We start from the raw sequence: 22390 nt of genomic DNA, 5'->3' as shown, positions 1-22390 counted from the left end.
ACACGGCGGTCCACACAGAGCCCACATGCACGTCGACATCAGCCACCACGTAGACGCCAGCGAGCCCGACGACGAAGACGGCTACTACTACGCCTACACCCTCTATCGCTTCAGCGACGGCCGCGACCGGCTGCTGGCGCGCAGCTACGACGACGAGGCGGACCAGGCGCATTTCCTGAACATCGAAGTCGACGGACATGCGCGGACGATGACGGATGCGGACCTGCGGCATCCGCTGCTGCTGGCCGCCGCGGCGTACCTGGGCGAGGCCGGCAAGCGTAGACTGCGCTGGCTGAGCGGCCGCGGCGACGGTTACGAGCCACTGCCCGGCCAGCCTACCATCGGACCAGCGGAGGCTCCATGAAGCGCGTCACCGGGATTGGCGGCATCTTCTTCAAGGCACAGGATCCGGCCGCACTGCAGGCCTGGTATCAGCGGCATCTCGGCATCGACGTGCAGGCCTGGGGCGGCACCGCCTTCGCCTGGAACGACGACAGCGGCGCGCCGGTGACCGGCTCCACCGTCTGGTCGATCGGCGCGGCGGCACAGGAGCCGCACTTCTCGCCCGGCACGGCCCCCTTCATGATCAATTACCGGGTGCACGATCTGCACGCCCTGGTCGCGGCGCTGCGCGAGGAAGGCTGCCACGTGCTGGAGCGCATCGACGAATCCGAATACGGCGCATTCGCCTGGGTCATCGACCCGGAAGGCAACAAGGTGGAGCTCTGGCAGCCGCCCGCAGGGCAGTAGCGCTGGCAGTTACCGCTGGGCGCCCGACCAACGCGCGTCGAAGCCTCCCCACATGCTGGCGCCCGCCGGCATCGCCCATGGCCGCCGACCGGTGGGTGGGTGCGGCCGACGGCCGGCACTCGATCTTCGCTCGCCCTGCACTGCGCTATCACTACTGTCCGCGCTCATTGTCCTGATCGGGATCCGCGCCGCCGATGAATGCCTCCCTCCCGAGTTCCCCCTCGCCCCTGCGTCCCTTCGCGGCGCGGGTCCTGGTCGTCATGGCGCTGGGCGCGCTGGCGCTGCTGGCCTGGCAGTTGTCGGAGCTGCTGCTGATCGTGTTCGGTGCGGTGGTGGTGGGCGTGCTGCTGCACGGGTTGGCCACGCTGTTGCGCAAGTGGTTGCCGCTGCCGGAGTGGGCGGCGCTGGCGCTGGTGATCCTGGTGCTGGTGCTGGCGTTGTCGGCGATCGTATTGCTGTTCGGTGCCGAGGTCGCCGCGCAGATCGATACCTTCCGCGCCACCTTGCCCGCGGCCTGGAACAAGTTCCATGCCTGGCTGCAGTCCGGCCCGCTGGGGCCGCAGATCGAGCGCATCCCCGATCAGTTGCGCGACGGCGCCTCGACCCTGGCCACGCACGCCGGCGCCATCGTGCTGTCGGCCGGCGGCGGCGTCACCGACGCGGTGCTGATGATGGTCGGCGGGCTGTACCTGGCCGCGCAACCGAAGCTGTATCGGCAGGGCCTGCTGCACCTGCTGCCGCGCGACCGCCGCGGCGTCGCCGACGAGGCGCTGACCGCCAGCGGCCAGGCGCTGCGTGCGTGGTTGACCGGGCAGTTGCTGGCGATGGCGGTGATCGGCACCCTGACCGGCATCGGCCTGTGGCTGCTGGGCGTGCCGGTGGCGCTGGGCATCGGCCTGTTGACCGCGCTGCTGGACTTCATCCCCATCGTCGGCCCGATCGTGGCCGCGGTCCCGGCGATCCTGCTGGGTTTCACCGTCAGCCCGCAGGTGGCGCTGGGCGCGCTGCTGCTGTTCGTGGTGCTGCAGCAACTCGAAGGTCATGTACTGCAGCCGCTGATCCAGGCACGTGCGGTGGACCTGCCGCCGGCGCTGCTGCTGTTCTCGCTGTTCGGCATCGGCGTGCTGTTCGGGCCGATGGGCGTGGTGCTGGCGGCACCGCTCACCGTGGTGGTCTACGTGCTGGTCAAGCGCCTGTACGTGCAGCATGCGCTGGGCGATGCCGAGGGCGCCGAAGATGCCGGGAAGCCCGCCTGACCGGCGCTGCCGCATATCTCTCCCCCAACCCACGATGCCCACCGCTCCGCAGGACCCGCAGCGCGACCTGGCCGACACCTTGCACGGTGCCGCCGCGTACAACGACAAGGGTTACGCCTGGCTCGGGCACGATGCCCAGCAGATCGCCGACATGCAGCACCGGTTCCAGGCGCAATTGACCGAGCTGGCCGCGCGTCTGGGCGAGGCGCGGCTCGGCCCGGCGCTGAGTGGCGCCATCGCCAGCGGCGCGGCAGCGCGCGACGGCTCGGGCATCTATGTGGCGCTGTGCGAGCAGGTATTCGGCAGCATGCGAGCGTGCCGCTGAGAGCGGCCGCGGACACGGCCTCTCGCAGCAGCATCCAGAACCCCGGTAGGGAGGTCTGCGATACGGCCGCTGAACGCCGGCCCGGCACTGGGACGGGCTGGCTTTGACTTGTCATTCACGCGGCCCACACTGGCGGGTGCCTTTCCCTCGTCTCCGATGACCCCGTGAAGAAGCCGCCCCAGGATCCTGCGTCCACCACGCCCGCCGACACCGACACCACCCCCGAAAACCCGCAACGCCGCCGCCTGCTCGGTGGCCTGGCGTTGGCAGGCAGCGCGCTCGCGATCGGCGGTCCCGCCGAGGCCCACGCCGAGACCGCCAAGCGCGCGCCAGCGCGTGCGCTGTCGCCGACGGAACTGGATCGGCAACTGCGGCAGAAGATCGAACACGTGGTGGTGATCTACGCCGAGAACCGCAGCTTCAACAACCTGTTCCCCGAGTTCCCCGGGCTGCAACAGCCGCTGTCCAAGGTGACGCCGGCGCAGGCGCGGCAGGTGGACCGCGACGGCAGCGTGCTCGACATCCTGCCGCCGATCTGGGGCGGGCTGGCACCGGACGAACAGGTGGTGGCGCACCGCCGCTACAAGATCGGCGAGGACGCGATCGGGCCGCTGCCCAATGCGCCGTTCGCGCTGCGCACGCCCGATGGCCAACTGCTGCCGCACGGCATCGTGACCCGCGACCTGGTGCATCGCTTCTACGAGAACCAGATGCAGATCAACGGCGGCCGCAACGACGGCTTCGCCGCGTGGAGCGACGCCGGCGGCCTGGTGATGGGCCACTACGCCGATGCGCCGGCCACGCTGCGGCTGTGGAGCCTGGCCCGCGACTACACGCTGTGCGACAACTTCTTCATGGGCGCGTTCGGCGGCTCGTTCCTCAACCATCAGTACTTGGTCGCCGCGCAGGCGCCGTACTATCCCAAGGCCGACAGCAGCCCGGGGCGGACGCAGATCAGCGTGCTGGCCAGCGACCGTCCCGACGAGATCCGCCTGGCGGTGCAGGACGATTCGCCGGGCAGCGCGCTCAACGGCCGGCCGCGCTTCGTGCGCAACGGCGCGCTGACCCCGGACTTCTGGGCGATCAACACGCTGAGCCCGCCGTTCCAGCCCAGCACCAGCCAGGACCCGGCGCGCCCGGACTACGCCGACCCCAACAGCCCCAACACGCTGCCGCCGCAGACCCACCGCCACATCGGCGACGCGCTCGACGCCAAGGGCGTGGACTGGGCCTGGTACGCCGGCGGCTGGGCGCTGGCGGTGCAGGGCAAGGGCGACACCGGCGACACCAGCGAGTTCCCGACCAGCCCCAACTTCCAGATCCACCACCAGCCGTTCAACTACTTCGCCAACCTCGCCCCGGGCACGCCGGCACGGGCGCGGCACCTGCGCGACGGCGGCCTGGGCGACAGCGCCCCGGAGAACCGCTTCCTCGCCGACGTGCAGGCCGGCACGCTGCCGCCGGTGACGTTCTACAAGCCGCAGGGCAACCTCAACATGCACGCCGGCTATTCCGACGTGGCCGCCGGCGATCGCCACATCGCGATGGTGGTGGACGCGCTGCGCAACAGCCCGCTGTGGGACAAGACCGTCGTGTTCATCACCTTCGACGAGAACGGCGGCTGGTGGGATCACGTGGCGCCGCCCAAGGCCGACCGCTGGGGCCCGGGCTCGCGTATCCCGGCGCTGGTGGTGTCGCCGCACGCCAAGCGCGGCCATGTCGACCACAGCGTCTACGACACCGGCTCGATCCTGCGCTTCATCACCCGCCGCTTCGGCCTGGAGCCGTTGCCGGGCCTGGTCGAACGCGAACGCGCCATGCACGCCGCCAGCGGCGTGGTGCCGGGCGATCTGACTGCCGCACTGGATCTGAGCTAGACCGGCGCCGGACGCATACCGGGGCGCGTTGCCAGGCAGAGCGCGGCAAGACTGCCGCCGCCCTGCCCTCCTCCACGCAGTACCGCGCTCAGGTGGCGTGGAACGTGTCGGCGCCGCGCTGGCGACGGAACAGCAGCAAGGTGCAGGCCAGGCCGATCAGCGCCGCCAATGACAGCCACAGCGCCGGCGCGGCGCGGCTGTGGGTGGCGTGGATCAGCCAGGTGGACACCGCCGGGGTGAAGCCACCCATCGTCGCGGTGGCCAGGCTGTAGGCCAGCGAGAAACCGGTGGTGCGCACCTCCGCCGGCATCACCTCGGTCAGCGCCACCACCATCGCGCCGTTGTAGGCGCCGTACAGCAGCGACAGCCACTCGCCGACCAGCAGCAGCCGCCCGAACGAGGGTGCGTCGACCAGCCACTGCAGCGCCGGCCACACCGTCAGCAGCATGGCCACGCTGGCGACCACCAGCAGCGGTTTGCGACCGATGCGGTCGCTCAGCGCGCCCATCACCGGCAGCCACACGAAATTGGACAGGCCGATGCAGCCGGTCACCACCAGGCTGTCCAGTTCGCTCAGATGCAGTTCGGCGCGGCCGTAGGTCGGCATGTAGGCGGTGATCAGGTAGAACGACACGGTGGTCATCATCACCATGCCCACGCCGGCCAGGATCAGCCCGACATTGGCGCGCAGCGAGCGCGCGATGCCGGCCAGGTCCGGCGCCTGGCGCGCGGCGAACTCCGGGGTTTCCTGCAGCGAGCGGCGGATCAGGAAGATCAGCGGCACGATCAGGCTGCCGATGGCGAACGGCACGCGCCAGCCCCAGCTGTCCATCACGCTGTCGGACAGCAATGCATGCAGGGCCACGCCGAGCGCGGCGGCGAACACCACCGCTACCTGCTGGCTGGCCGACTGCCAGGCCACGTAGAAACCGCGCCGTCCCGGCGTGGCGATTTCGGCCAGGTACACCGACACGCCACCCAGTTCGGCACCGGCGGAGAAGCCCTGCAGCAGGCGGCCAATCAGCACCAGCACCGGCGCCAGCACGCCGATGGTGCCGTAGCCGGGGACGAAGGCGATCAGCAGCACGCCGGCCGACATCAGCCCCAGGGTCAGGATCAGCCCCTTGCGACGCCCGTGCCGGTCGATGTAGCCGCCCAGCACCAGCGCGCCGATCGGCCGCATCAGGAAGCCGGCGCCGAAGGTGGCCAGCGACAGCATCAGCGAGGCGAACGCGTTGTGCGAGGGAAAGAAGGCATGGCCGATGGCCGTGGCATAGAAGCCATAGACCATGAAGTCGTACATCTCGAGGAAGTTGCCGGTGACCACGCGGAACACGGCGGCGGCGCCGTGCGGCGCGGCATCGGCGGCGGCAGGGGGCGTAGCGGAAGAGGTCATCGGTCGAAGTCTGCTGGAGAAGAAAGGCAACGCCCTGCGCGGTCGCGCGACATCGAGGGCTGAACGCGGATGGCAACGGTACAACACGCCGTGTGCGTCCGCCGCACTCGGCGCGCGCGCCGCTCCGTGCAGGTTAATGCTCGAGCGCGATGGCGCGGTCCCGGCAGGGCCGGTGGCTGCCAATCGCGGGGGCACTGCCGCGCTTACCGCTGCACGCCGACGCACCGATGCCGGCGTGCGAACCCTGCGCGTCCACGCTCGCTGCGCTGGCGCGACTCGCTCCATGGACCGTGGCACCTACACGGCGGTCGCGACGGCGCCACCACGTCCGAATGCGTAGGCTGGACACTGGTCACGCACCAGGAAGCGCCACCGATGCGTCCCGTTCGACCGCTGCATCTCGGCGTGATCGCCGACACCCATGGCCTGCTGCGTCCCGAGGCGCTGGCGGCCTTGCGCGGCTGCGCCGCGATCGTGCATGCCGGCGACGTCGGCAAGCCCGCCGTGCTGGAAGCGCTGCGGGAACTGGCGCCACTGCACGCGATCCGCGGCAACATCGATACCGCGCCGTGGGCGCAGGCGCTACCCGAAACCCTGGACCTGGACATCGACGGCGTGCGCCTGCACGTGCGCCACGACCTGAAGACGCTGGGACACGTCGCCGACGGCGTGGACGTGGTGATCAGCGGCCACTCGCACATGCCGTCGCTGCAGACCCGCGACGGCGTGCTCTACCTCAATCCCGGCAGCGCCGGACCGCGCCGCTTTCGCCTGCCGATCAGCCTCGGCCACCTGTATCTGACATCAGCCGGCCCGCGCGGCGAGTTGCAAACCCTGGGCTAGTACGGGCGGGTCCGGCGCCGCGACGCAGGGACACGCGGCGTGCGGCGGCAGGCGGCGAACGCGCGTGTTCTTCGCTGTTCAGTGCCGGGGCCGCGAGAAGGACGCCGCCGCCGTCACCGCGACGACCGCAGGACGCGACCGCGGCTAGTCCCCGAGCGCGGAGCGGATGCACATCGCGCGCACCGCTCCGGTCGAGCGGCGCCGCCTCACCAGTCGGTCGGCGCGTAGTCCTTGAGGAACTGGCCCCACACGTGCTCGCCGGTGTTGAAGCCGTGGATGATCGGATCGACGATGCGCGCGGCGCCGTCGACGATGTCCAGCGGCGGATGGAAGCGCTCCTCCTCCACCTTGCGCGCGGCGATCTCGGCCGGATCCTCGTCGGTGACCCAGCCGGTATCCACGCTGTTCATGTGGATGCCGTCGTTCTGGTAATCCGCCGCCGAGGTGCGGGTCATCATGTTCAACGCGGCCTTGGCCATGTTGGTGTGCGGATGCCGGGTGGTCTTGAAGTTGCGGTAGAACTGCCCTTCCATCGCCGACACGTTGACGATGTGCTTGTCGCGCTCGGGCGTGCGCAACATCAGCGGCTTGAGCCGCGCGTTGAGGACGAATGGTGCGACCGCGTTGACCAGCTGCGTCTCCAGCAGTTCCACCGAGGACACTTCGTCCAGCAGCAGGCGCCAGGAGTTGCGTCCGCGCAGGTCCACCTGCTGCAGGTCCTGGTCCAGGCGCCCTTCCGGGAACAGGTGCTGCTGGGCGAGCAGATCGTCGGCCAGCAACGGCACCTGCGACAGCTCCGCGGCGCGCAGCAGGCCGTCGGCGCCACTTCGCCCTTGGCCCGCTCCAGCCGGCAGCGTGTTTCCCCCGGCCGGCAGCAGGTCGGGGCCGCGCAGGCCTTCGTACTGGCCCACCAGTCGGCGCACGTGCTCGGGCAGGTCGTGCAGCGCGGCGGTCTCGCCGGCCAGCATGTGCGCGTAGAACTGCGGCGGCCGTCGCACGGTCTGGCAGGCGTTGTTGACGATGAAATCCAGGCGGGTGCGGGTCGCCAGCAGTTCGCTGCAGAACGCCTCGACGCTGGGCGTGTGGCGCAGATCCAGCCCGTACACCTGCAGGCGGTGGCCCCACTCGGCGAAATCCGGCTCCTCCGCGTAGCGCGCGGCCGAGTCGCGCGGGAAGCGCGTGGTCACGATCAGTTCGGCGCCGGCGCGCAGCAGCTTGAGCCCGGCCTGATAGCCGATCTTGACCCGGCCGCCGGTGAGCAGCGCCACACGCCCGCGCAGGTCCGCCGTCTCGGTGCGCTTGAAGTAGTTCAACTCGGCGCAGGGCGGGCACATCTGGTCGTAGAAGTGGTGCAGCTCGGTGTACTTCTGCTTGCACACGTAACAGTGGCGCAATTCGGGCGAATGCGTCGCGGGCGTCTCGGCCACGGTTTGCGCATGCGCCAACGCGGCCGGCATGTGCGGCGGGAAATAGTTGGGCGTGCTGAACACCGGCTTGCGCCGCAGCGCACGGATGCCGGTCTGCGCCAGCAGTTCCTCGGCCTTGCGCACCTTCTCCTGGTGGCGCTCGCGCGCCTGGTCCTTGAGCAGCTTGCGCCGCGCCTTGGGTTCGGGGTTGAAGACCTGGGCGACCACCTGCAGCAGGCGCACCCGCTCGGGCTCCGGCAGGGTATCGAGCACGCGCCGGTCGGCAGCGATGGTCTCGAGCAGGTCCAGGGCGATGCGCAGGCGCTCGGCCTGGGGCAGGTCGTCGGGAGAAACGGGGGCAGTGGCGTTCAAGACAGATCCGGGATGGGCGACGGCGAGCCGCGGCAGAGCGCCGGCACGATGCCGACAGGGCAGCACGCGGCCCTGATGTGCCACCGCCCGCCGAAGCGGAAACGGCGACGCACGGGCCGCGGCGGGCCGGAGGAACCGGCCACCCGGGCATTTTCGCCGATCCGGGGCCTGCGATCCACGCGCCGTGCGATTGCCCGACCCGGCACCCGCCCCGGAAGCGGGGCGGGACCGCTCAGCGCGCCGGTGCGGTCGCGAACTCGCCGCGCTGCAGCCGGGCCACGTCGTTGCCCTGCGCGTCCCGGGCCTGCAGGTCGGCGCCCTTGGCGGCGAGGTCCTTCAGCACCTCGGTGCGCTGGAACAACGCCGCGTACATGGCCGCGGTCTGTCCGGCGTTGTTGCGCTGGTCCGGCGCGCAATCGGCCTGCATCAGCCGCTTGGCGATGCTCAGCTCGCCCTTGAAGATCGCGCCCATCAGCGCGGTGTTGCCGCGCTTGTCCTGCGCGCAGGGGTCGGCACCGGCGCGCAGCAACTGTTCCACCGCTGCCTGTTGCCCGTGATAGGCGGCCAGGATCAGCGCGGTGTAGCCCTTGTCGTCGCGGGTATCGAGGTCGTAATGGGCGCGGATGAACTCGGCCAGCATGTCCTGGCGGCCCTGCCGCGCGGCATCGAAGAAGTAGCTGCGCAATTGCGCCTGCACCGCAGCCGGATCGGGGGTCGCGGGGGCAGCCGGTGCGGCGGCGGCCGTGGCGCTCACCGCGAGGCCGAGAAGAAAGAGGACAACACGACGCATAGGGGGTCTCCGCAAGAAGGTGCGCGGCGCGGCGATAGCGCCGCCGGGCCGCGCGTGGGACGGATCAGTCCTGCAGCTGCGCGGCCAGTTGCTTGACCCGCGCCAGGTCGCCCTTGGCCACCCGGGTCACGCCGCTGCCGTAGGCCGGGTCGGCCTTGTACAGGAACGAGAGCATGAGGTGCTTGCTCACGTCGTCGGTGCCGGCCAGCGATTCGCCGAAGCTCTGGATCAGGTCCTGCTGCTCCTTCTTGCTGTAGCTACGGAACAGTTCGCCGGCCTGCTTGAAGTTCTGCTCGCGGGTGATCTTGGCCTGCTGGGTGGTGCCGGACAGCGGCAGCTGGCTGTAGCGCGCGTTCGGATCCTGCGGCCGCGGGTTGAGCCGGCTCGGCTCGTAGTTCACGCCGCTGCTGGTGCTGCCGGCATTCATCGCGCCGTCCTGGTTGCCGTTGTTGACCGCCACGCGCGGCCGGTTCACCGGCAGGCTCAGGCCATTGGTGCCGACGCGGTACAGCTGCGTGTCGGCGTAGGAGAAGATGCGCCCCTGCAGCAGGCGGTCTTCCGACGGCTCGATGCCCGGCACCAGATTGGCCGGCGCCATCGCCACCTGCTCGGTCTCCTGGAAGAAGTTGTCCACGTTCTTGTTCAGCACCATCTGCCCGATCTTGCGCTCGGGCACGCCCGGCCAGATCTTGGTGGCATCCAGCGGATCGAAGTCGAACTTAGCCAAGTCCTCGGGCGCGAGCACCTGGATGTACAGGTCCCACTTCGGGTAGTCGCCGCGCTTGATCGCGCCGACCAGGTCATTGGTCAGGTGGCTGTAGTCCTTGCCCTGCACTGCAACCACCTGCTGCGGATCCAGATTCTTGAGGCCTTGTAGGCTCTTCCAGTGGAACTTCACGTAATGCACCTGGCCCTGCGCGTTGACCAGCTTGTAGGCATGCACGCCATTGCCGTCCATGAAGCGGTAGCCGGCCGGCGTGCCTTCGTTGGAGTACAGCAGGGTCAGCGTGCGGGTTGCCTCGGGCACGTGCGAGAAGAAGTCGAAGCGACGCGCATCGTCGTCGAGGTTGGTGCGCGGGTCCGGCTTGAACGCGTGCACCATGTCCGGGAACTTGATCGCATCGCGGATGAAGAAGGTCGGGAAGTTGTTGCCGACCAGGTCCCAGTTGCCTTCGCTGGTGTAGAACTTGGTGGCGAAGCCGTGCGGATCGCGCAGCGTCTCCGGCGAATGGTTGCCGTGCACCACCGAAGAGAAGCGCACGAACACCGGCGTGGTGGTGCCCGGCGCGAACACCTTGGCCTTGCTCAAGTCGGAGATGTCGGCGGTGGCGGTGAACTCGCCATGCACGCCGGTGCCGCGCGCGTGCACCACACGCTCGGGGATACGCTCGCGATCGAAGCGCTGCAGCTTCTGGATCAGTTGCACGTCCTGCAGCAGCGTCGGACCGTTGGGCCCGGCGGTCTGCGAGTTCTGGTTGTCGCCCACCGGCGCGCCGTTGTCGCGGGTGAGCGTGGACTGCGCGGCGCTGGCCGACAGGATCAGAGAAGGCGACAACAGGACAAGCAGCAGCAGGGATCCAGGGCGCATGGCGTCGGCTCGTGTGAAGGGAGCTGCAGCATGGCGGCAGTGCCGCGCGCAGAACATTCGTTCCTTGCAATCACTGCCATCGACACGGCCAATCGTGCGCATGCACTGTGACCGCGAACGCGGGTGGAGCGCGCAATGCGTTGCAGCTGCAGCGCCGGCGCAGTGTCAGTCGAAGGCCGTGCCGGCGCAGATCGGCCGCAAAATGTAGACGCGTGCCAGGCGGTCTGCGGCAGCAGCGCGTCGTGGAATGCGCGGGCAGCGACACAACGGGACGCCACACGTCGGAAGACGCGCGGCCGAACAACGCCAAGAGACAAGGTTCGGCGTCTATCGGCGACAGGCGTCTGCCGGCTGCGGGCCACACCGCAGCACCGCGGCAAGCGACATTGCCGAACGCGCGTGCGCACAATCTCGGCACGCGACCGATGCGGCGGCATCTGCGAAGTGGGCCGTCGTTGCGCGCGCGTCGCGACGGCGACGGGGCCAGTGCAACGTCGCCGCCCTTCCTGGCTTTGCCGCGATGGCGGCGGCTAGCGCTTCGCGCTCAGCGCCCGGCTGCGATCGGCGAACAGCGTCTGATCGGCACGGCTATAGGCCTCGCGCTGCACGGCCGCGTCGATGCCGCGCTGGAAGTCGGCGCGGAACCCAGGCTCGTTGATGCGCTGGGCGATCAGGAAGGCCGCGTGCGCCACATCGGCACCGACCGCGTGCGCATCCGGAAATCCCTGGCGCCGGATCAACTCGGTCAGGCGCCCCAGGCTTTCCTTCTGCGCCATCCTCAGCTCGCGCGCGAACGCGCGCAGTGAGACGGTGTCGTGCTGCAGCCGCTGCGGGGTGTAGTCCCGTTTGAGATCGGCGCGGGCCTGCGCGTCGTCGCTGATCAACTGCAGCAGTTGCGTGCGGTAGGCCGGATTGGCCGGCGCCGCCACCGCGGTGTCTTCTGTCGGTGTGCCCGTCGGCTGCGCCGCGGCGATGCTGGTCAGCAAGCACAACGCCGCTCCGAACGCCCACTGCCTGGCGATTCGCATGATGATTCCCCCTGTCGCGGGGATAGTAGACCAGTAAGCGCGACCTGTCCCCGATCTGGGCTGGGCAACACAGATCGCCGCCCATGCGACATGGAATTATCGATGGAAATCACATCTATAGATCAAACCAGATCACTCATTTATACGAAGTCTTCAGTGCGCTGTGGCATAGCCATTCAGACGCCCACTGGCAGCCGGCCTCGGCGCCCTGTCGCCCGCGGCCACCCGATCTGCAAACACAGAACCGCCATAGAAGCTCAGCGCCGCTCCCTGGCTCGTGATCCAGTGCGCCGCCGCGATCGAGCCGCCGCCCGGACGCTCGCAGAATAGCCAGGTGCCCGAACCGCACGTACTGAGTGCTTCAGTGTCCGGCGACGTCCGGCGGCAATCCCATCGCGGCTCGGCGCTGCTGCAGTTGTTCGGGCTGTTCAACGTCGAACAGACTGCCATCGGCCTTGTGCTGGGTGCCGTAAAGTTGCGGCTGCCCGCTCAGGACCCGATTGCGATCCACGAACAGCGCAAGATCCTCCTTGCTGTAGCGTCCCTGTTCTGCAGCGGCTTCGATGCCTTTCAGGAACGCATCGCGGAACGCCCGGTCGCCGACATGCTGTGCCACCAGAAAGCCTGCATGTGCACCGTCACTGCCGGCGACCGCCGTATCAGGAAAGCCGTACTTGGCCATCAAGGCGGAAAGCGTCTGCTGATTCTGTTGCTGCGAGGCATGAATCTGCAACGCAAGCGCACGTGCGGTGCCGGGGTCACTCTGCAACTGCTGCGGCGTGTATTTCTTCAGGGCGTCTGCACGGATCTGCTGGTCGGCTTGGGCCAACTGCAGGAGCTGCTGCCGGTAGTCGGCGTTGATGTGTTCGGCCTCAACGGAATGGGACATCGATTGCTCCTGTTGAGGACGGGGGAAACCTCCGCCAGCGATCGCAAGCAGGGTGGCCGCGGTGGCCAGGCGCATCATCATTCGCATAGGGGATTCGCTTCGGAGGGGGTGGACACCCGCGCGGGGGCTTGGGCAGACGGCGCTGCTGCAACAGGCTTCGGAAATTCTCGATAACGCGCAGTTGCTCCATACACCAGCAAGCTACAGAACTTACGTGCGATATCCAGTTGCGCGAGCCTCTGATCCAGATAGAGGAACTGGCCGCCGGGATTGAGCTCGATGAAGATCGGCTCCCCTCCATCCGCTGGCACAAGGAAATCAGCGCAGAAGAAGTCGATGCCCAGCGTTCGCCGCAGGCGTTCGAGCTTGGCGATCAACTCATCAGGGAGCGCAGCTTCGGCATACGTAATCGTCGTCTTGTGGCGAACGGCACGATAATCGATCTCTCCCTCCAGCGCGTGCGTCATCTTGACCGCCACATACTCGCCCTGAAGGCAGACGATGCGCACATCGCCGCGGTGGTGCACCACCTCCTGATAGTTGGTCGGGCACGCGCTCACGTCGCCATCGGCCAAGGTCTCTTCGATGCTGACGCGCGTCGCATACGACACGCTGTAGCCGGCATTCTCGGACCAGGCGCCGACGTTGAACGGCTTGACGACAACGCCGTCCGGTTCGCGACTGCGAAAGCAGCGAATGTCTTCCGCACGTTGGCTGATCAGCGTCCGTGGGACGCGCAGGCCACTGGACGCCGCCGTGGACAGCTGCAACGCCTTCTGGTCCGCCATCAACGCCTGCATCGGCGCATTGATCCAGCGCTGCACGCCGACTCCACTTCCCATGACGGCCAGCGTGCCCAGGTCGAACAGCATTCCCTCGGAACGAATGAACCCTACATCCTGCTCGTGCACACCCGGCGGCGCCTGCTTCTTGAACAGCAACCGTCGGCACCAGGCAGCGTCATAGCAGAGCGGCGACCCGTCGCGTACGAAGCGGGCACCGTGTGCATCGCACAGCATCGATCCGGCCAGGCCGGTCGGCCAGGCACCGCTATCGAAGAAATCCAACTTATGTCCTGCCGCAACGATCATGGCGGCGATGGTCGCCGCGTGCGTATCGTGCTGCGGCGCCACGATCAATACGTTCTTTGCGTCTTCCTGCATCGTCCGGACATCCGTTGTGCATCCTCGCCAGATGCATGGCGGCGCTGCAGCACCGCCATGCGCCGTCCGATCAGCTGAAGATGATGACCGTCTCGGTGTCCACGGCCTCGACGACGATGATAATCAGAGTGTCCTGACCGCCACCGCAGGAAATCGCACTGACTTCCTCCTGGGTCATCTCACGCGCGAAACGCTGGGCAACGGGACGCGAATTTTCCGTGTTCACGACATTTTCCATTACACTCTCCTTGAAAGACAGCAGGGTTATTCGCCAGCGACGATGCCGGCGAGCTTCTCGACGCTTCGCGACGCGTCAAGTCTTTCGGCGCCATGTCGCACGCCTTGATTCCGCTCCGCCCCCAGCACGACCTTGCGGTCGGCCGAGGCGATGGTGTCTTCTCGATGCGCGATCAGCACGCGCGTCATGCTCAGCGCCTTGATGTGCGCATTGACGATCTCGTCGCGCTGCCGATCCAGATGGCTGGTGGCCTCATCCAGCACCAGGATCTTGGGCTGCCGATACAGCGCGCGCGCAAGAATCACTCTCTGCCGTTGTCCGCCCGACAGGATCGATCCCATGTCGCCCACCAGCGATTCGTATCCCATCGGCATACGCACGATGTCATCGTGAATGGCCGCCAGCTTTGCGGCTGCCACGATGCGCTGCAGGCTGGCGTCAGGGTCGAAGAACGCGATGTTGTCGGCCAGGGAGCCGGCGAAAAGCTGGTCGTCTTGCATCACCGCACTGACCATGCCGCGATAGGTCTCCAACCCCAGTCTTCGAATCTCCACGCCGCCCACTTCGATCTGTCCTTCGGTTGGCGCGAGCAAACCCAGCAGAAGCTTGGCCAAGGTGGATTTCCCGCACCCGCTCGGTCCGACGATGGCCACCGACTCGCCTGCGCGGACCTTGAGATCGAAGTGGCGCAGCACCCAGGGGTCATCGTCGGAGTAACGGAAGCTCACTCCCTTGAACTCGATCTCCGGCGCGAGCTCGGGCCCACTGTAGTGTCCCAGCGCATGCGGCTCGGGATCGCTCATGGCGATATCGGCGATGCGCTCGGCATGCAGTCGCAGCATGCGGAACTCGATGCACTTGTCGACCAGGCTTCCCGCCCGACTGGTAAACAAGTCCGCGTAGCTGAGAAACGCCACCAGCATGCCAGCCGACAACGCGTCCTGCAGCGCCATGTAGCCACCGATACTGATCAACAGGACGCGCTGGATCCCGAAGACGCCACCATTCAATGCCGTGAATGCCAGGCCGATGCGCTGCGACTGCATATCCAGACTGGCGGCCTGCACGGTCGCCGCGAACAACCGGCTCTGACGCAAGCCCTGCTTGTTGGCCAGCTTGATCGCCTGGATGCCACGGACCGACTCCATCAACTCGCTCTGCTGGCGCGCCGTGTGGAACAGTTGATCACGCGTGATGCCAAACTGGACCCGGTACATCGCCACGCGCAGCAGCAAGTAGCACGCGAATGCGGCCAGCACCACGCCGGCGAGCTTGGCGCTGTAGAAGAACAGCACCACCAGCGCCAGCATGCCGGTCATGCCGTTGAGGACCGCTTCGACGAAGCTTCCTGTCAACGTGGTCTGGATCGACTTCAGCGATCCGAACCGCGACAGCACATCGCCCATATGCCGCTTTTCGAAGTAGTCCAGCGGCAACCGCATCAGGTGGCCGAACAGGTTGTTGATCCATTGGCTGTTGAGCGAGGCACCCAGCCAACTGACCACCCAGCTGCGCGCCAGCATCAGCGACGTCTGCGCCAGCACTGCGATCAGAAATCCGATCGCCAGAATCTTGAGCAACGGCATGTCTGCAGAGACCAGGACATGGTCGATCAGCCATTGCATCTGGAATGGCATCAGGAGCACCAACATCTCGATCGCCAGCGCCAGCGCGAAGACCTGCACGAGCGCGCGACGCAGCCCAACGATCCTGCCGGTCAACATGCGCAAGGACACCGGCTGCGGCGCCGCCACCTTCTCGAAGCTTGGGCTGGGCACCAGTTCCAGCAACACCCCGGTGAAGTGCTTGCCCACCTCCGCCAACGGCAGCCGCAGCAGTCCCCGCGCAGGGTCGTGGATCACCGCGACGCCTCGCGTCACCCGCTCCAGGACCACGAAGTGGCTCAGATCCCAATGCAGGACGCAGGGACCGCCAACGGCGGCCAGGTAGTCGAGCTCAGCGCGCATCGGTCTGACGTCGAAACCGATCGTGCGCGCGATTTGCATCAGGCGTTCGAGACGCGCGCCCTGCAACGAGATGCTGAAGCGTCGACGCAAGCTGGGCAGGTCGACCTTCTGGCCGTGGAAACCCGCGACCATTGCCAGGCAGGCCAGGCCACACTCTGCCGCTTCCGTCTGCATGATCGGCACGATCCGCGTCGCGAACGGCGATCTCCAGGTCGACCAGAACCGGCTCATGACCCACGCTCGTTCGAGGGGATGTCGCGCATGCCGGAGGCCAGCTCGTAGACCGGCTCGAACATCCATTCGATCAAGTGCCTGCGTTCGAGCAGGATGTCCGCATCCAACGCCATTCCGGGACGCAGTGGTTCCTTGCGCCCATACGCCACGACATCCTGGCTACCCAGTTCGACGATCACCCGGTAACGCTGCTCCTTGATGTCCTGGCCCAGCAACCGGGTCAGATCGCCCGAACTCATCGCACTGCGCGAAATCTCCGCGACACGGCCGGCATGGCGCCCGAACTTCTGATACGGGAATGCCTGATAGCGCAGCACCACCCGGTCGCCCGGGCTGACGAACCCGACCGCCCGCGAAGACACCCACAGCTCGGCGCGCAGACGCGTGTCCCGCGGCAACAATGTCATCAATGGCTGCTGCGCGGCGACCGGCTGCCCCGGATACACCAGCAGATTGCCGACGATCCCGTCCGATGGCGCGCGCAGGATCACCGCGCGGCGGGCCTCGCTCTCGGAGATCGACTGCGCCACGTCCGCCAGTTGCCGGTCGATCTCGTTGTTCTTTCCGATCAGCGTTGCCGGAAGCTGCTCCAACTGTGTCCGCAACTGCGATTGTTGCTGACGCAGTTCCAGCGAATGCTTCTGCAGATCCTTGAGCTGCGCCTGATTCTGTATCGCCACATCCTGCTGCTGCAGCAGCTGTACCTTGGTCAGCACCCCGCGATTACTGGGACTGGACCATTGTTCGTACAGGCGCATGGCGCTTTCGGCACGTTGCCGCTGCAGACCGATCTGTTCTTCGGTACTGGCGATCTGGCCCTTCAGCAACTCGATGCGCGTGCGCAGGTCGCGATCCTGTGCTTGCGACAGGCTGCGTTGTTCCTCGATGTCGGAACGCAGGCGCTCGCGCTTGACGCGCAACTGCGCGATCACCGATGCCTGCGTATCACCGAGCGATGCGCTGTCCTGTTCGCCGGAGATCTCGATCAGCGGTTGTCCCGCACGTACTTTTGCACCCTCCTTGGCGAACGTGCGCACGACCCGTCCGGATGCGGAAGGCGTCATGGTCAGCAGTCCGCGATCGGGTACCAGCGTGCCGTTGACCGCTTCTCGTCGCGTATAACTGCCGATGCACAGCAGCACCAGAACAATTACGAGCAGCGCGACGCTGACCCAGAAGTAAGCCCAACCGAAGCGTGGTGCGTCCAGGCGCACGGCGCCGAGCCAGCCCTCGCGGCGCGCTCGAAACACTTCTTCCCTGAAGAATCCGTCCGCCATTGCCATCCCCTGAGCGGCGCTGCATGCGTTCCTAGCGCGTGAATGTTTATCGCTTGCCGGATAAACGCCGTCAAGCGCGCAGCTGCACATGCGTGGTCGGTGCGGTAGACAATTCCTGTTGCGACGACACCGCACGCTGCGTGACGATCGGCGCGGTCGGCGACACGCGCACGACCATCGCCATCGCACGTGCAACCGCTAGCCGATCACCCGCTTGAACGGCGGCAGCGCGTCGATGATGCGCTTGCCGTAGCGCTTGGTCAGCAACCGCGAATCGAGAATGATCACGCGGCCGTGGTCGTCGGAGGTGCGGATCAGGCGGCCGGCGAACTGGGTCAGGGTGCGCAACGCGTGCGGCACCGCGATCAGGTTGAAGGCGTTGAGGCCGCGGCTCTCGAACCATTCGCCGAGGGTGGCGGTCTGCGGATCGGTCGGCACGGCGAACGGCACCTGGGTGATGACCACCGTGGTGCAGGCCTCGCCCGGCAGGTCCAGGCCCTCGCCGAAGGAATTGAGGCCGAACAGCACCGAACCTTCGCCGGCGGCGATGCGGCGCATGTGCTCGCCGATCATCTGCGACTTGGAGCCGTCGCCCTGCACGAGCACGCGGTTGCGCTGCGCGATCGGCAACAGGTCCGCCACCTTGAGCATCTTCCAGCGCGAGGTGAACAGCACGATCGAGCCCTTGCCCCAGTCCAGCTCGCGCACCAGGTAGCGCGCCACCTCGCGCGGATGGCCTTCGCGGTCGTCCGGTGCCACCGGGAACGCCGGCACGATCAACTCGGCCTGGTTGGGCAGGTCGAACGGCGAGGACAGCGACACCATCTCGGCGTGCGCGGGCAGGCCGTTGTCGATCGCCAGCGCCTGGAAATCGCCGCCACCGGTGAGCGTGGCCGAGGTCAGTACCGCCGCGTCCACCTCGCTCCACAGCAGCGAACGCAGCACCTGCGCGGCCGACACCGGCGAGCAATGGCAGATCAGGTCGGCATCGCGCGATGCGGTGATCCAGCGCGCCATCGGCGGCTGCCCGTCCTGGTCCTCGCGGCGCCAGCCCAGCCATAGCGCGTACTGCTGCTCGACCATCTCCAGGGCCATGCCCAGGTTGCGCTGCAGGCGCTCCTTGGCCGCATCCTCCTGCTTGGACTTGGCCGCCATCTGGTGCGCGGCCTGCACCCAGTTCAGCAGCGCGCCGGTGTCCTGCGCCTGCGCGTCGATCAGCGGTTTCCAGTCCTCGGGCAGGCGGCCGTTGGGCGCGCGCCACATCGGCTCGTCCTGGCCCGGCTCCGGCACCCACACCCGTTCGATCTCGGCGCGGAATGCCTTCAGGCCCTTGGCCACCTGCGCGGCCAGTTCGACCGCCTCGTTGGGCAGCTGGTTGCCGATGCGGTCCTTGTCGGCGAGCCGGTAGGCGGCGCCGACCAGCGCCTGCAGGCGGCCGGTGCGTCGCGCCATCTCGTCCAATGGGAGATTGGCCGCGCCCTGATCGATGGCGACGCCGGCGATGTGGTGGCCCTCGTCGAGCACCAGCAGCATGTCCGACGGCGGCGCGATCAGCGGCTGGCCGTTGTCGCTGTCGCCCAGCGACAGCGCCGACAGCAGCAGCGCGTGGTTGGTCACCACGATCTGCGCATCGCGCACCTCGCTGCGTGCCTTCAGCACCGGGCACTGCACCGCGAACGAGCAGCGGCGCCCCGCGCAGCCGGCGGCATTGGTGGTGATGCGCGCGCGCAGCGACGGCGGCACCGGCTCCGGGGCGGCATCCAGGTCGCCGTTCCAGCTCTTGTCGGCATAGGCCTTGGCCAGCGCGCGCGCCTGTTCGGCCTCGGCCGGGCTCAGCGGGCGGTCGTACAGCGGCGCCTCGTCCTCGAACATGCGGTCCTGCGCGGCTTCGCCATGCAGTTCGGCGACGTTGCGCGTGCACAGGTAGCGGGTGCGGCCCTTGGCCAGCGCCACCGTGGCCTCCAGTCCGGTGGCCTTGAGGAAGGCCGGGATGTCGCGCTCGACCAGCTGCGACTGCAGCGCCACCGTGCCGGTGCTGATCACCAGCTTCTTCTTGCTGGCCAGCGCGATCGGCACGCCGGCGGTCAGATAGCCCAGGCTCTTGCCGACGCCGGTGGGCGCTTCGGCCACACCCACGCCGCCAGAGTTGCCCAGCGCACGCGAGACCACGCCGATCATCTGGCTCTGCGCGCGACGCACGCGGAAGCCCGGCGTGTTGGCCTGCAGCTTGGCGTAGGCATCGCGGATGGCCAGCTTGACCGGTTCGGTGAGCTGACGCGGGGACGGGCCGGACGCGGGCGGCGTCGACGGCGAAGCGGAATCGGTCATCCGGACATTTTCTCACGTCCCGTCGCAAGGACTGAAACGCGGGAACTGAACGGCGTTGCGCGCAGCGTTACGCCGACGGCGGCGCGGCCTTGCGCGGCAGCGCCAGCCACAGCGCGCGCAGCAGCAGGCCCAGCCCGACCACGTACAGCGCATCGTCCAGCAGATGCACCAGCGCAGAGGCGTCCGGATGAGTGCTGCGGAACTGGGGTGTCATCAGCGCTACCCAGCCCAGCACCGCACTCAACAGGCGCGGCAGGATCGCGCCCATCAGCAACACCGTCAGCCCGAACCGCGCCAGGGTTCGGGCGTGGCCCGGCGCCAGCCGCGGAAGCAGCAGCAGCGCGATCAGCGGCAGCAACAGCCGCGCCAGCAGGCCCAGCGCGCCGGTCAGCACGCTCAGGTCCAGAAGCGGGTGCACGCCCATCGCCAGCATCACGTCCTCCCTCGAACCCGGTTCCGTCGGTCAGTGCGGCGGCGTCACGCGCGGCGGCAGGGCGAAGCGCAACGCCAGCACCACCAGCAGCACGCCCACCGCCAACATCAGGCCGAGGACCGCGCGCAGCATCCCCAACCACAGGGCGAACTCGGAAAGGCTGGCGCCGCGCGACATCGCCAACATCGGCAACATCGACAGCGCCGTGCCCAGCACCATCACCAGCAGCATGATGCTCAACCCGCACAGGGCCAGCGTGCGTGGCCGGCCAGGACGCCGCGTGACCAGCAGCGCCAGGCCGACCACGTACATCACCACGACCGGCAGCTGGAACAGCAGGGTCGTCAGCAGTTGCATCGCAAATCCATTGTCCACGCGGTCGTTCCTCTTGATGCAGTCGTCGGTGTCAGTCGGCGCTGACCAGCACCGCGTCGCGCTCGCGCAACGCGGCGTACACCGGATCGGTCTCCGGACGCACGCCGTGCCAGGTCTCGAAGCTCTCGGCCGCCTGCTCCACCAGCATGCCCAGACCATCCACGGTGTCGCGGCAACGCGCCGCGCGCGCCCAGGCCAGGAACGCGATGGCGACCTCGCCGTAGTTCAGGTCCACCGCCAGGGTCATGCTGTTGATCAGCGACAGCGGCAGGGTGAAGCTGGCGGTCGGGTCGCGGCCGATGGTGGTGGCATTGACGATCAGTTCGAAATCGCCCAGCTCGCGCAGGTCCTCCCAGTAGCGCGAGATCGCGCGCGCCGGTTCGCCCAGCGCATCGACCAGCGCATCGGCGCGTTCCGGCGCCCGGTTGACCACCACCAGTTGCTGCACGCCGGCCTCCAGCAGCGCCGGCGCCACGCCGCGTGCGGCGCCGCCGGCGCCCAGCAGCAGCGCGCGGCGGCCGCGCAGATCCAGGCCATTGCGGCCGGTCAGGTCGCGCACCAGGCCGGCCCCGTCGGTGTTGTCGCCGTGCCACTGGCCGTCGCGATAGCTGAGCGTGTTGACCGCACCGGCGGATTGCGCGCGTTCGCTGTGCACCAGGCTGAGCGCGAAGGCGGCTTCCTTCAGCGGCAGGGTCACGTTGGCGCCGACGCCACCGGCCGCGGCGAAGGCGGCCAGCGCCGCGGCGAAGCCATCGGCCTGGACGTCAATGGCCTCGTACTGCAGGGCGATGCCGGTCTGCTTGGCGAAGGCGGCGTGGATGCGCGGCGACAGCGAATGGGCGACGGGATGGCCGAACACGGCAAAACGGGAGTTGGGCATGGAGCGCTCGTTGGTTGTTTTAGACTGGCGGCGACATTCCATGGAATCCCACATGCGGACCCCTGTCCTGCCGCTCGCGCTGGCCGCGAGTTTACTCTGCGCGCCGTGTGCGTTCGCGCTTTCCGAATTCGGCATCGAGGGCATGGGCGTGGTGTCGACCGCCGCCGACGAGACCCGCGGCAGCGTCGCGCCCGACGGCCAGCGCATCGTCTGGGCCAGTCCCGACCGCGCCGGCGGGCCCGGTGGCGGCGACCTGTGGCAGGCGGTGCTGCGCGACGGCCGCTGGCGCGACCCGCAGCCGCTGCCCGCACCAGTGAACTCGCCGAACCTGGACAGCGACCCGTTCTTCAGCGCCGACGGCCGCTGGCTGTACTTCGCCTCCGATCGTCCCGGTGGCCACGGCGGCATCGACCTGTACCGTGCGCCGGTGCTGGCCGACGGTGGCTACGGCCCACCGCAGAACCTGGGCGCGGCGGTGAATTCGCCGGGCAACGAGCGCGCGCCGGCACTCTCGCTGGACGGCACGCGGCTACTGTTTGCCAGCGACGGCCGCGGCGGCGCCGGCGGCCTGGACCTGTTCGTCGCGCGCCTGAGGGGCCAGACGTTCGCGCAGCCAACGACGCTGGCCGGGGTCAACAGCGCCGACGACGACACCGATGCCGCCTGGCTGGGCGACGGCCGCGCGCTGCTGTTCGCCCGTGCCCACGGCAGCGAGCGAAGCCAGGTGCTGCTGGCGCAATGCGCCGGCGGCCGCTACGCGGACCCGCAGCCGCTGGCGCTGTCGTTCAACGGCAGCGACGGCCAGACCGCCGGCGCCGTGCTGGATGCGTCCAAGCCCAGCGAACTGCTGCTGTCCGGCAGCGCCCGCGCGCCGAAGGCCGGCAAGCGCGACCTTTACCGGATCAAGGCACCGGCGGCCACCGGAAGCAGCGATTGCATGCCCGCCGATTGAACGGCGACGCCACGCGCTGAAGG

General features: G+C 68.1%; 21 protein-coding genes. 7 read left to right on the top strand and 14 right to left on the bottom strand.

The genetic code is table 11. The annotated features are described in order from the left end of the window. Positions 1-25 precede the first annotated feature (25 nt). From GGR66_RS19365 to acpA, 5 genes are all read left to right on the top strand, one after another. Complete coding sequence (locus GGR66_RS19365; protein WP_184449981.1) at positions 26-364, top strand: hypothetical protein; 339 nt, start codon at positions 26-28, stop codon at positions 362-364. Then, positions 361-750 (top strand): VOC family protein, encoded by a 390-nt coding sequence (locus tag GGR66_RS19360; RefSeq protein ID WP_184449980.1) that lies wholly within the window; start codon positions 361-363, stop codon positions 748-750. Before GGR66_RS19365 ends, GGR66_RS19360 begins: the two co-directional genes overlap by 4 nt. Before the next feature lie 260 nt (positions 751-1010). Further along, positions 1011-2006 carry an AI-2E family transporter gene (locus GGR66_RS19355; protein WP_184450108.1) on the top strand — a complete coding sequence of 332 codons (996 nt, stop codon included), beginning with the start codon at positions 1011-1013 and terminating at the stop codon, positions 2004-2006. A gap of 34 nt (positions 2007-2040) precedes the next feature. Continuing rightward, positions 2041-2331, top strand: coding sequence for a hypothetical protein (locus GGR66_RS19350; protein WP_184449979.1), 291 nt, complete (start codon positions 2041-2043; stop codon positions 2329-2331). Between the two features lie 164 nt (positions 2332-2495). Next, positions 2496-4208 (top strand): acid phosphatase, encoded by a 1713-nt coding sequence (acpA, locus tag GGR66_RS19345; protein ID WP_184449978.1) that lies wholly within the window; start codon positions 2496-2498, stop codon positions 4206-4208. A gap of 88 nt (positions 4209-4296) precedes the next feature. Here the strand turns inward: acpA and GGR66_RS19340 are convergent, their stop codons facing one another. Further along, positions 4297-5604, bottom strand: a complete 1308-nt coding sequence (locus tag GGR66_RS19340; protein WP_184449977.1) for an MFS transporter — start codon at positions 5602-5604, stop codon at positions 4297-4299. A gap of 375 nt (positions 5605-5979) precedes the next feature. Between GGR66_RS19340 and GGR66_RS19335 the strand changes: the two genes are divergently transcribed. Next, the gene (locus GGR66_RS19335) at positions 5980-6447 is read left to right on the top strand and encodes a metallophosphoesterase family protein (RefSeq protein WP_184449976.1); all 468 of its coding nucleotides are present in this window, start codon (positions 5980-5982) and stop codon (positions 6445-6447) included. A 206-nt stretch (positions 6448-6653) separates the two neighbouring features. Here the strand turns inward: GGR66_RS19335 and GGR66_RS19330 are convergent, their stop codons facing one another. From GGR66_RS19330 to aroE, 13 genes are all read right to left on the bottom strand, one after another. Then, entirely contained in the window at positions 6654-8225 is a 1572-nt protein-coding gene (locus tag GGR66_RS19330) for an SDR family oxidoreductase (protein WP_184449975.1), read from the bottom strand. 232 nt (positions 8226-8457) lie between these two features. Next, complete coding sequence (locus tag GGR66_RS19325) at positions 8458-9015, bottom strand: ankyrin repeat domain-containing protein (protein WP_184449973.1); 558 nt, start codon at positions 9013-9015, stop codon at positions 8458-8460. Between the two features lie 64 nt (positions 9016-9079). Continuing rightward, positions 9080-10603, bottom strand: a complete 1524-nt coding sequence (katB, locus tag GGR66_RS19320) for a catalase KatB (RefSeq protein WP_184449970.1) — start codon at positions 10601-10603, stop codon at positions 9080-9082. Positions 10604-11133: 530 nt separating this feature from the next. Continuing rightward, the gene (locus GGR66_RS19315) at positions 11134-11631 is read right to left on the bottom strand and encodes a hypothetical protein (protein ID WP_255421799.1); all 498 of its coding nucleotides are present in this window, start codon (positions 11629-11631) and stop codon (positions 11134-11136) included. 361 nt (positions 11632-11992) lie between these two features. Then, positions 11993-12520 (bottom strand): DUF6624 domain-containing protein, encoded by a 528-nt coding sequence (locus GGR66_RS19310; RefSeq protein ID WP_255421798.1) that lies wholly within the window; start codon positions 12518-12520, stop codon positions 11993-11995. A 77-nt stretch (positions 12521-12597) separates the two neighbouring features. After that, complete coding sequence (locus tag GGR66_RS19305; RefSeq protein WP_184449967.1) at positions 12598-13683, bottom strand: hypothetical protein; 1086 nt, start codon at positions 13681-13683, stop codon at positions 12598-12600. 70 nt (positions 13684-13753) lie between these two features. Continuing rightward, a complete protein-coding gene (locus GGR66_RS19300; RefSeq protein ID WP_167087915.1) occupies positions 13754-13921 on the bottom strand; it encodes a hypothetical protein in 168 nt (55 codons plus the stop codon). A gap of 26 nt (positions 13922-13947) precedes the next feature. After that, on the bottom strand, positions 13948-16119 hold the full coding sequence (locus GGR66_RS19295; RefSeq protein WP_184449965.1) for a peptidase domain-containing ABC transporter: 2172 nt from the start codon (positions 16117-16119) through the stop codon (positions 13948-13950). Continuing rightward, the gene (locus tag GGR66_RS19290) at positions 16116-17399 is read right to left on the bottom strand and encodes an HlyD family efflux transporter periplasmic adaptor subunit (RefSeq protein ID WP_160964457.1); all 1284 of its coding nucleotides are present in this window, start codon (positions 17397-17399) and stop codon (positions 16116-16118) included. Before GGR66_RS19290 ends, GGR66_RS19295 begins: the two co-directional genes overlap by 4 nt. A gap of 198 nt (positions 17400-17597) precedes the next feature. Next, positions 17598-19727 carry an ATP-dependent DNA helicase DinG gene (gene dinG, locus GGR66_RS19285; protein ID WP_184449963.1) on the bottom strand — a complete coding sequence of 710 codons (2130 nt, stop codon included), beginning with the start codon at positions 19725-19727 and terminating at the stop codon, positions 17598-17600. A 67-nt stretch (positions 19728-19794) separates the two neighbouring features. Further along, positions 19795-20151 (bottom strand): hypothetical protein, encoded by a 357-nt coding sequence (locus tag GGR66_RS19280; RefSeq protein WP_255421808.1) that lies wholly within the window; start codon positions 20149-20151, stop codon positions 19795-19797. A gap of 39 nt (positions 20152-20190) precedes the next feature. Further along, entirely contained in the window at positions 20191-20517 is a 327-nt protein-coding gene (locus tag GGR66_RS19275) for a hypothetical protein (protein ID WP_184449961.1), read from the bottom strand. Between the two features lie 49 nt (positions 20518-20566). Further along, a complete protein-coding gene (gene aroE, locus GGR66_RS19270; protein ID WP_160964462.1) occupies positions 20567-21415 on the bottom strand; it encodes a shikimate dehydrogenase in 849 nt (282 codons plus the stop codon). A gap of 52 nt (positions 21416-21467) precedes the next feature. On the opposite strand from aroE, the gene GGR66_RS19265 reads away from it, so the two are divergent. After that, a complete protein-coding gene (locus GGR66_RS19265) occupies positions 21468-22367 on the top strand; it encodes a PD40 domain-containing protein (protein ID WP_184449959.1) in 900 nt (299 codons plus the stop codon). The last annotated feature ends 23 nt before the right edge of the window (positions 22368-22390 follow it).

Source organism: Xanthomonas sp. 3498 (assembly GCF_014199795.1).
GTDB lineage: Bacteria > Pseudomonadota > Gammaproteobacteria > Xanthomonadales > Xanthomonadaceae > Xanthomonas_A > Xanthomonas_A rydalmerensis.
Note: the sequence above shows the minus strand (reverse complement) of the source record. Positions and strands in the feature narration are given on the sequence as shown.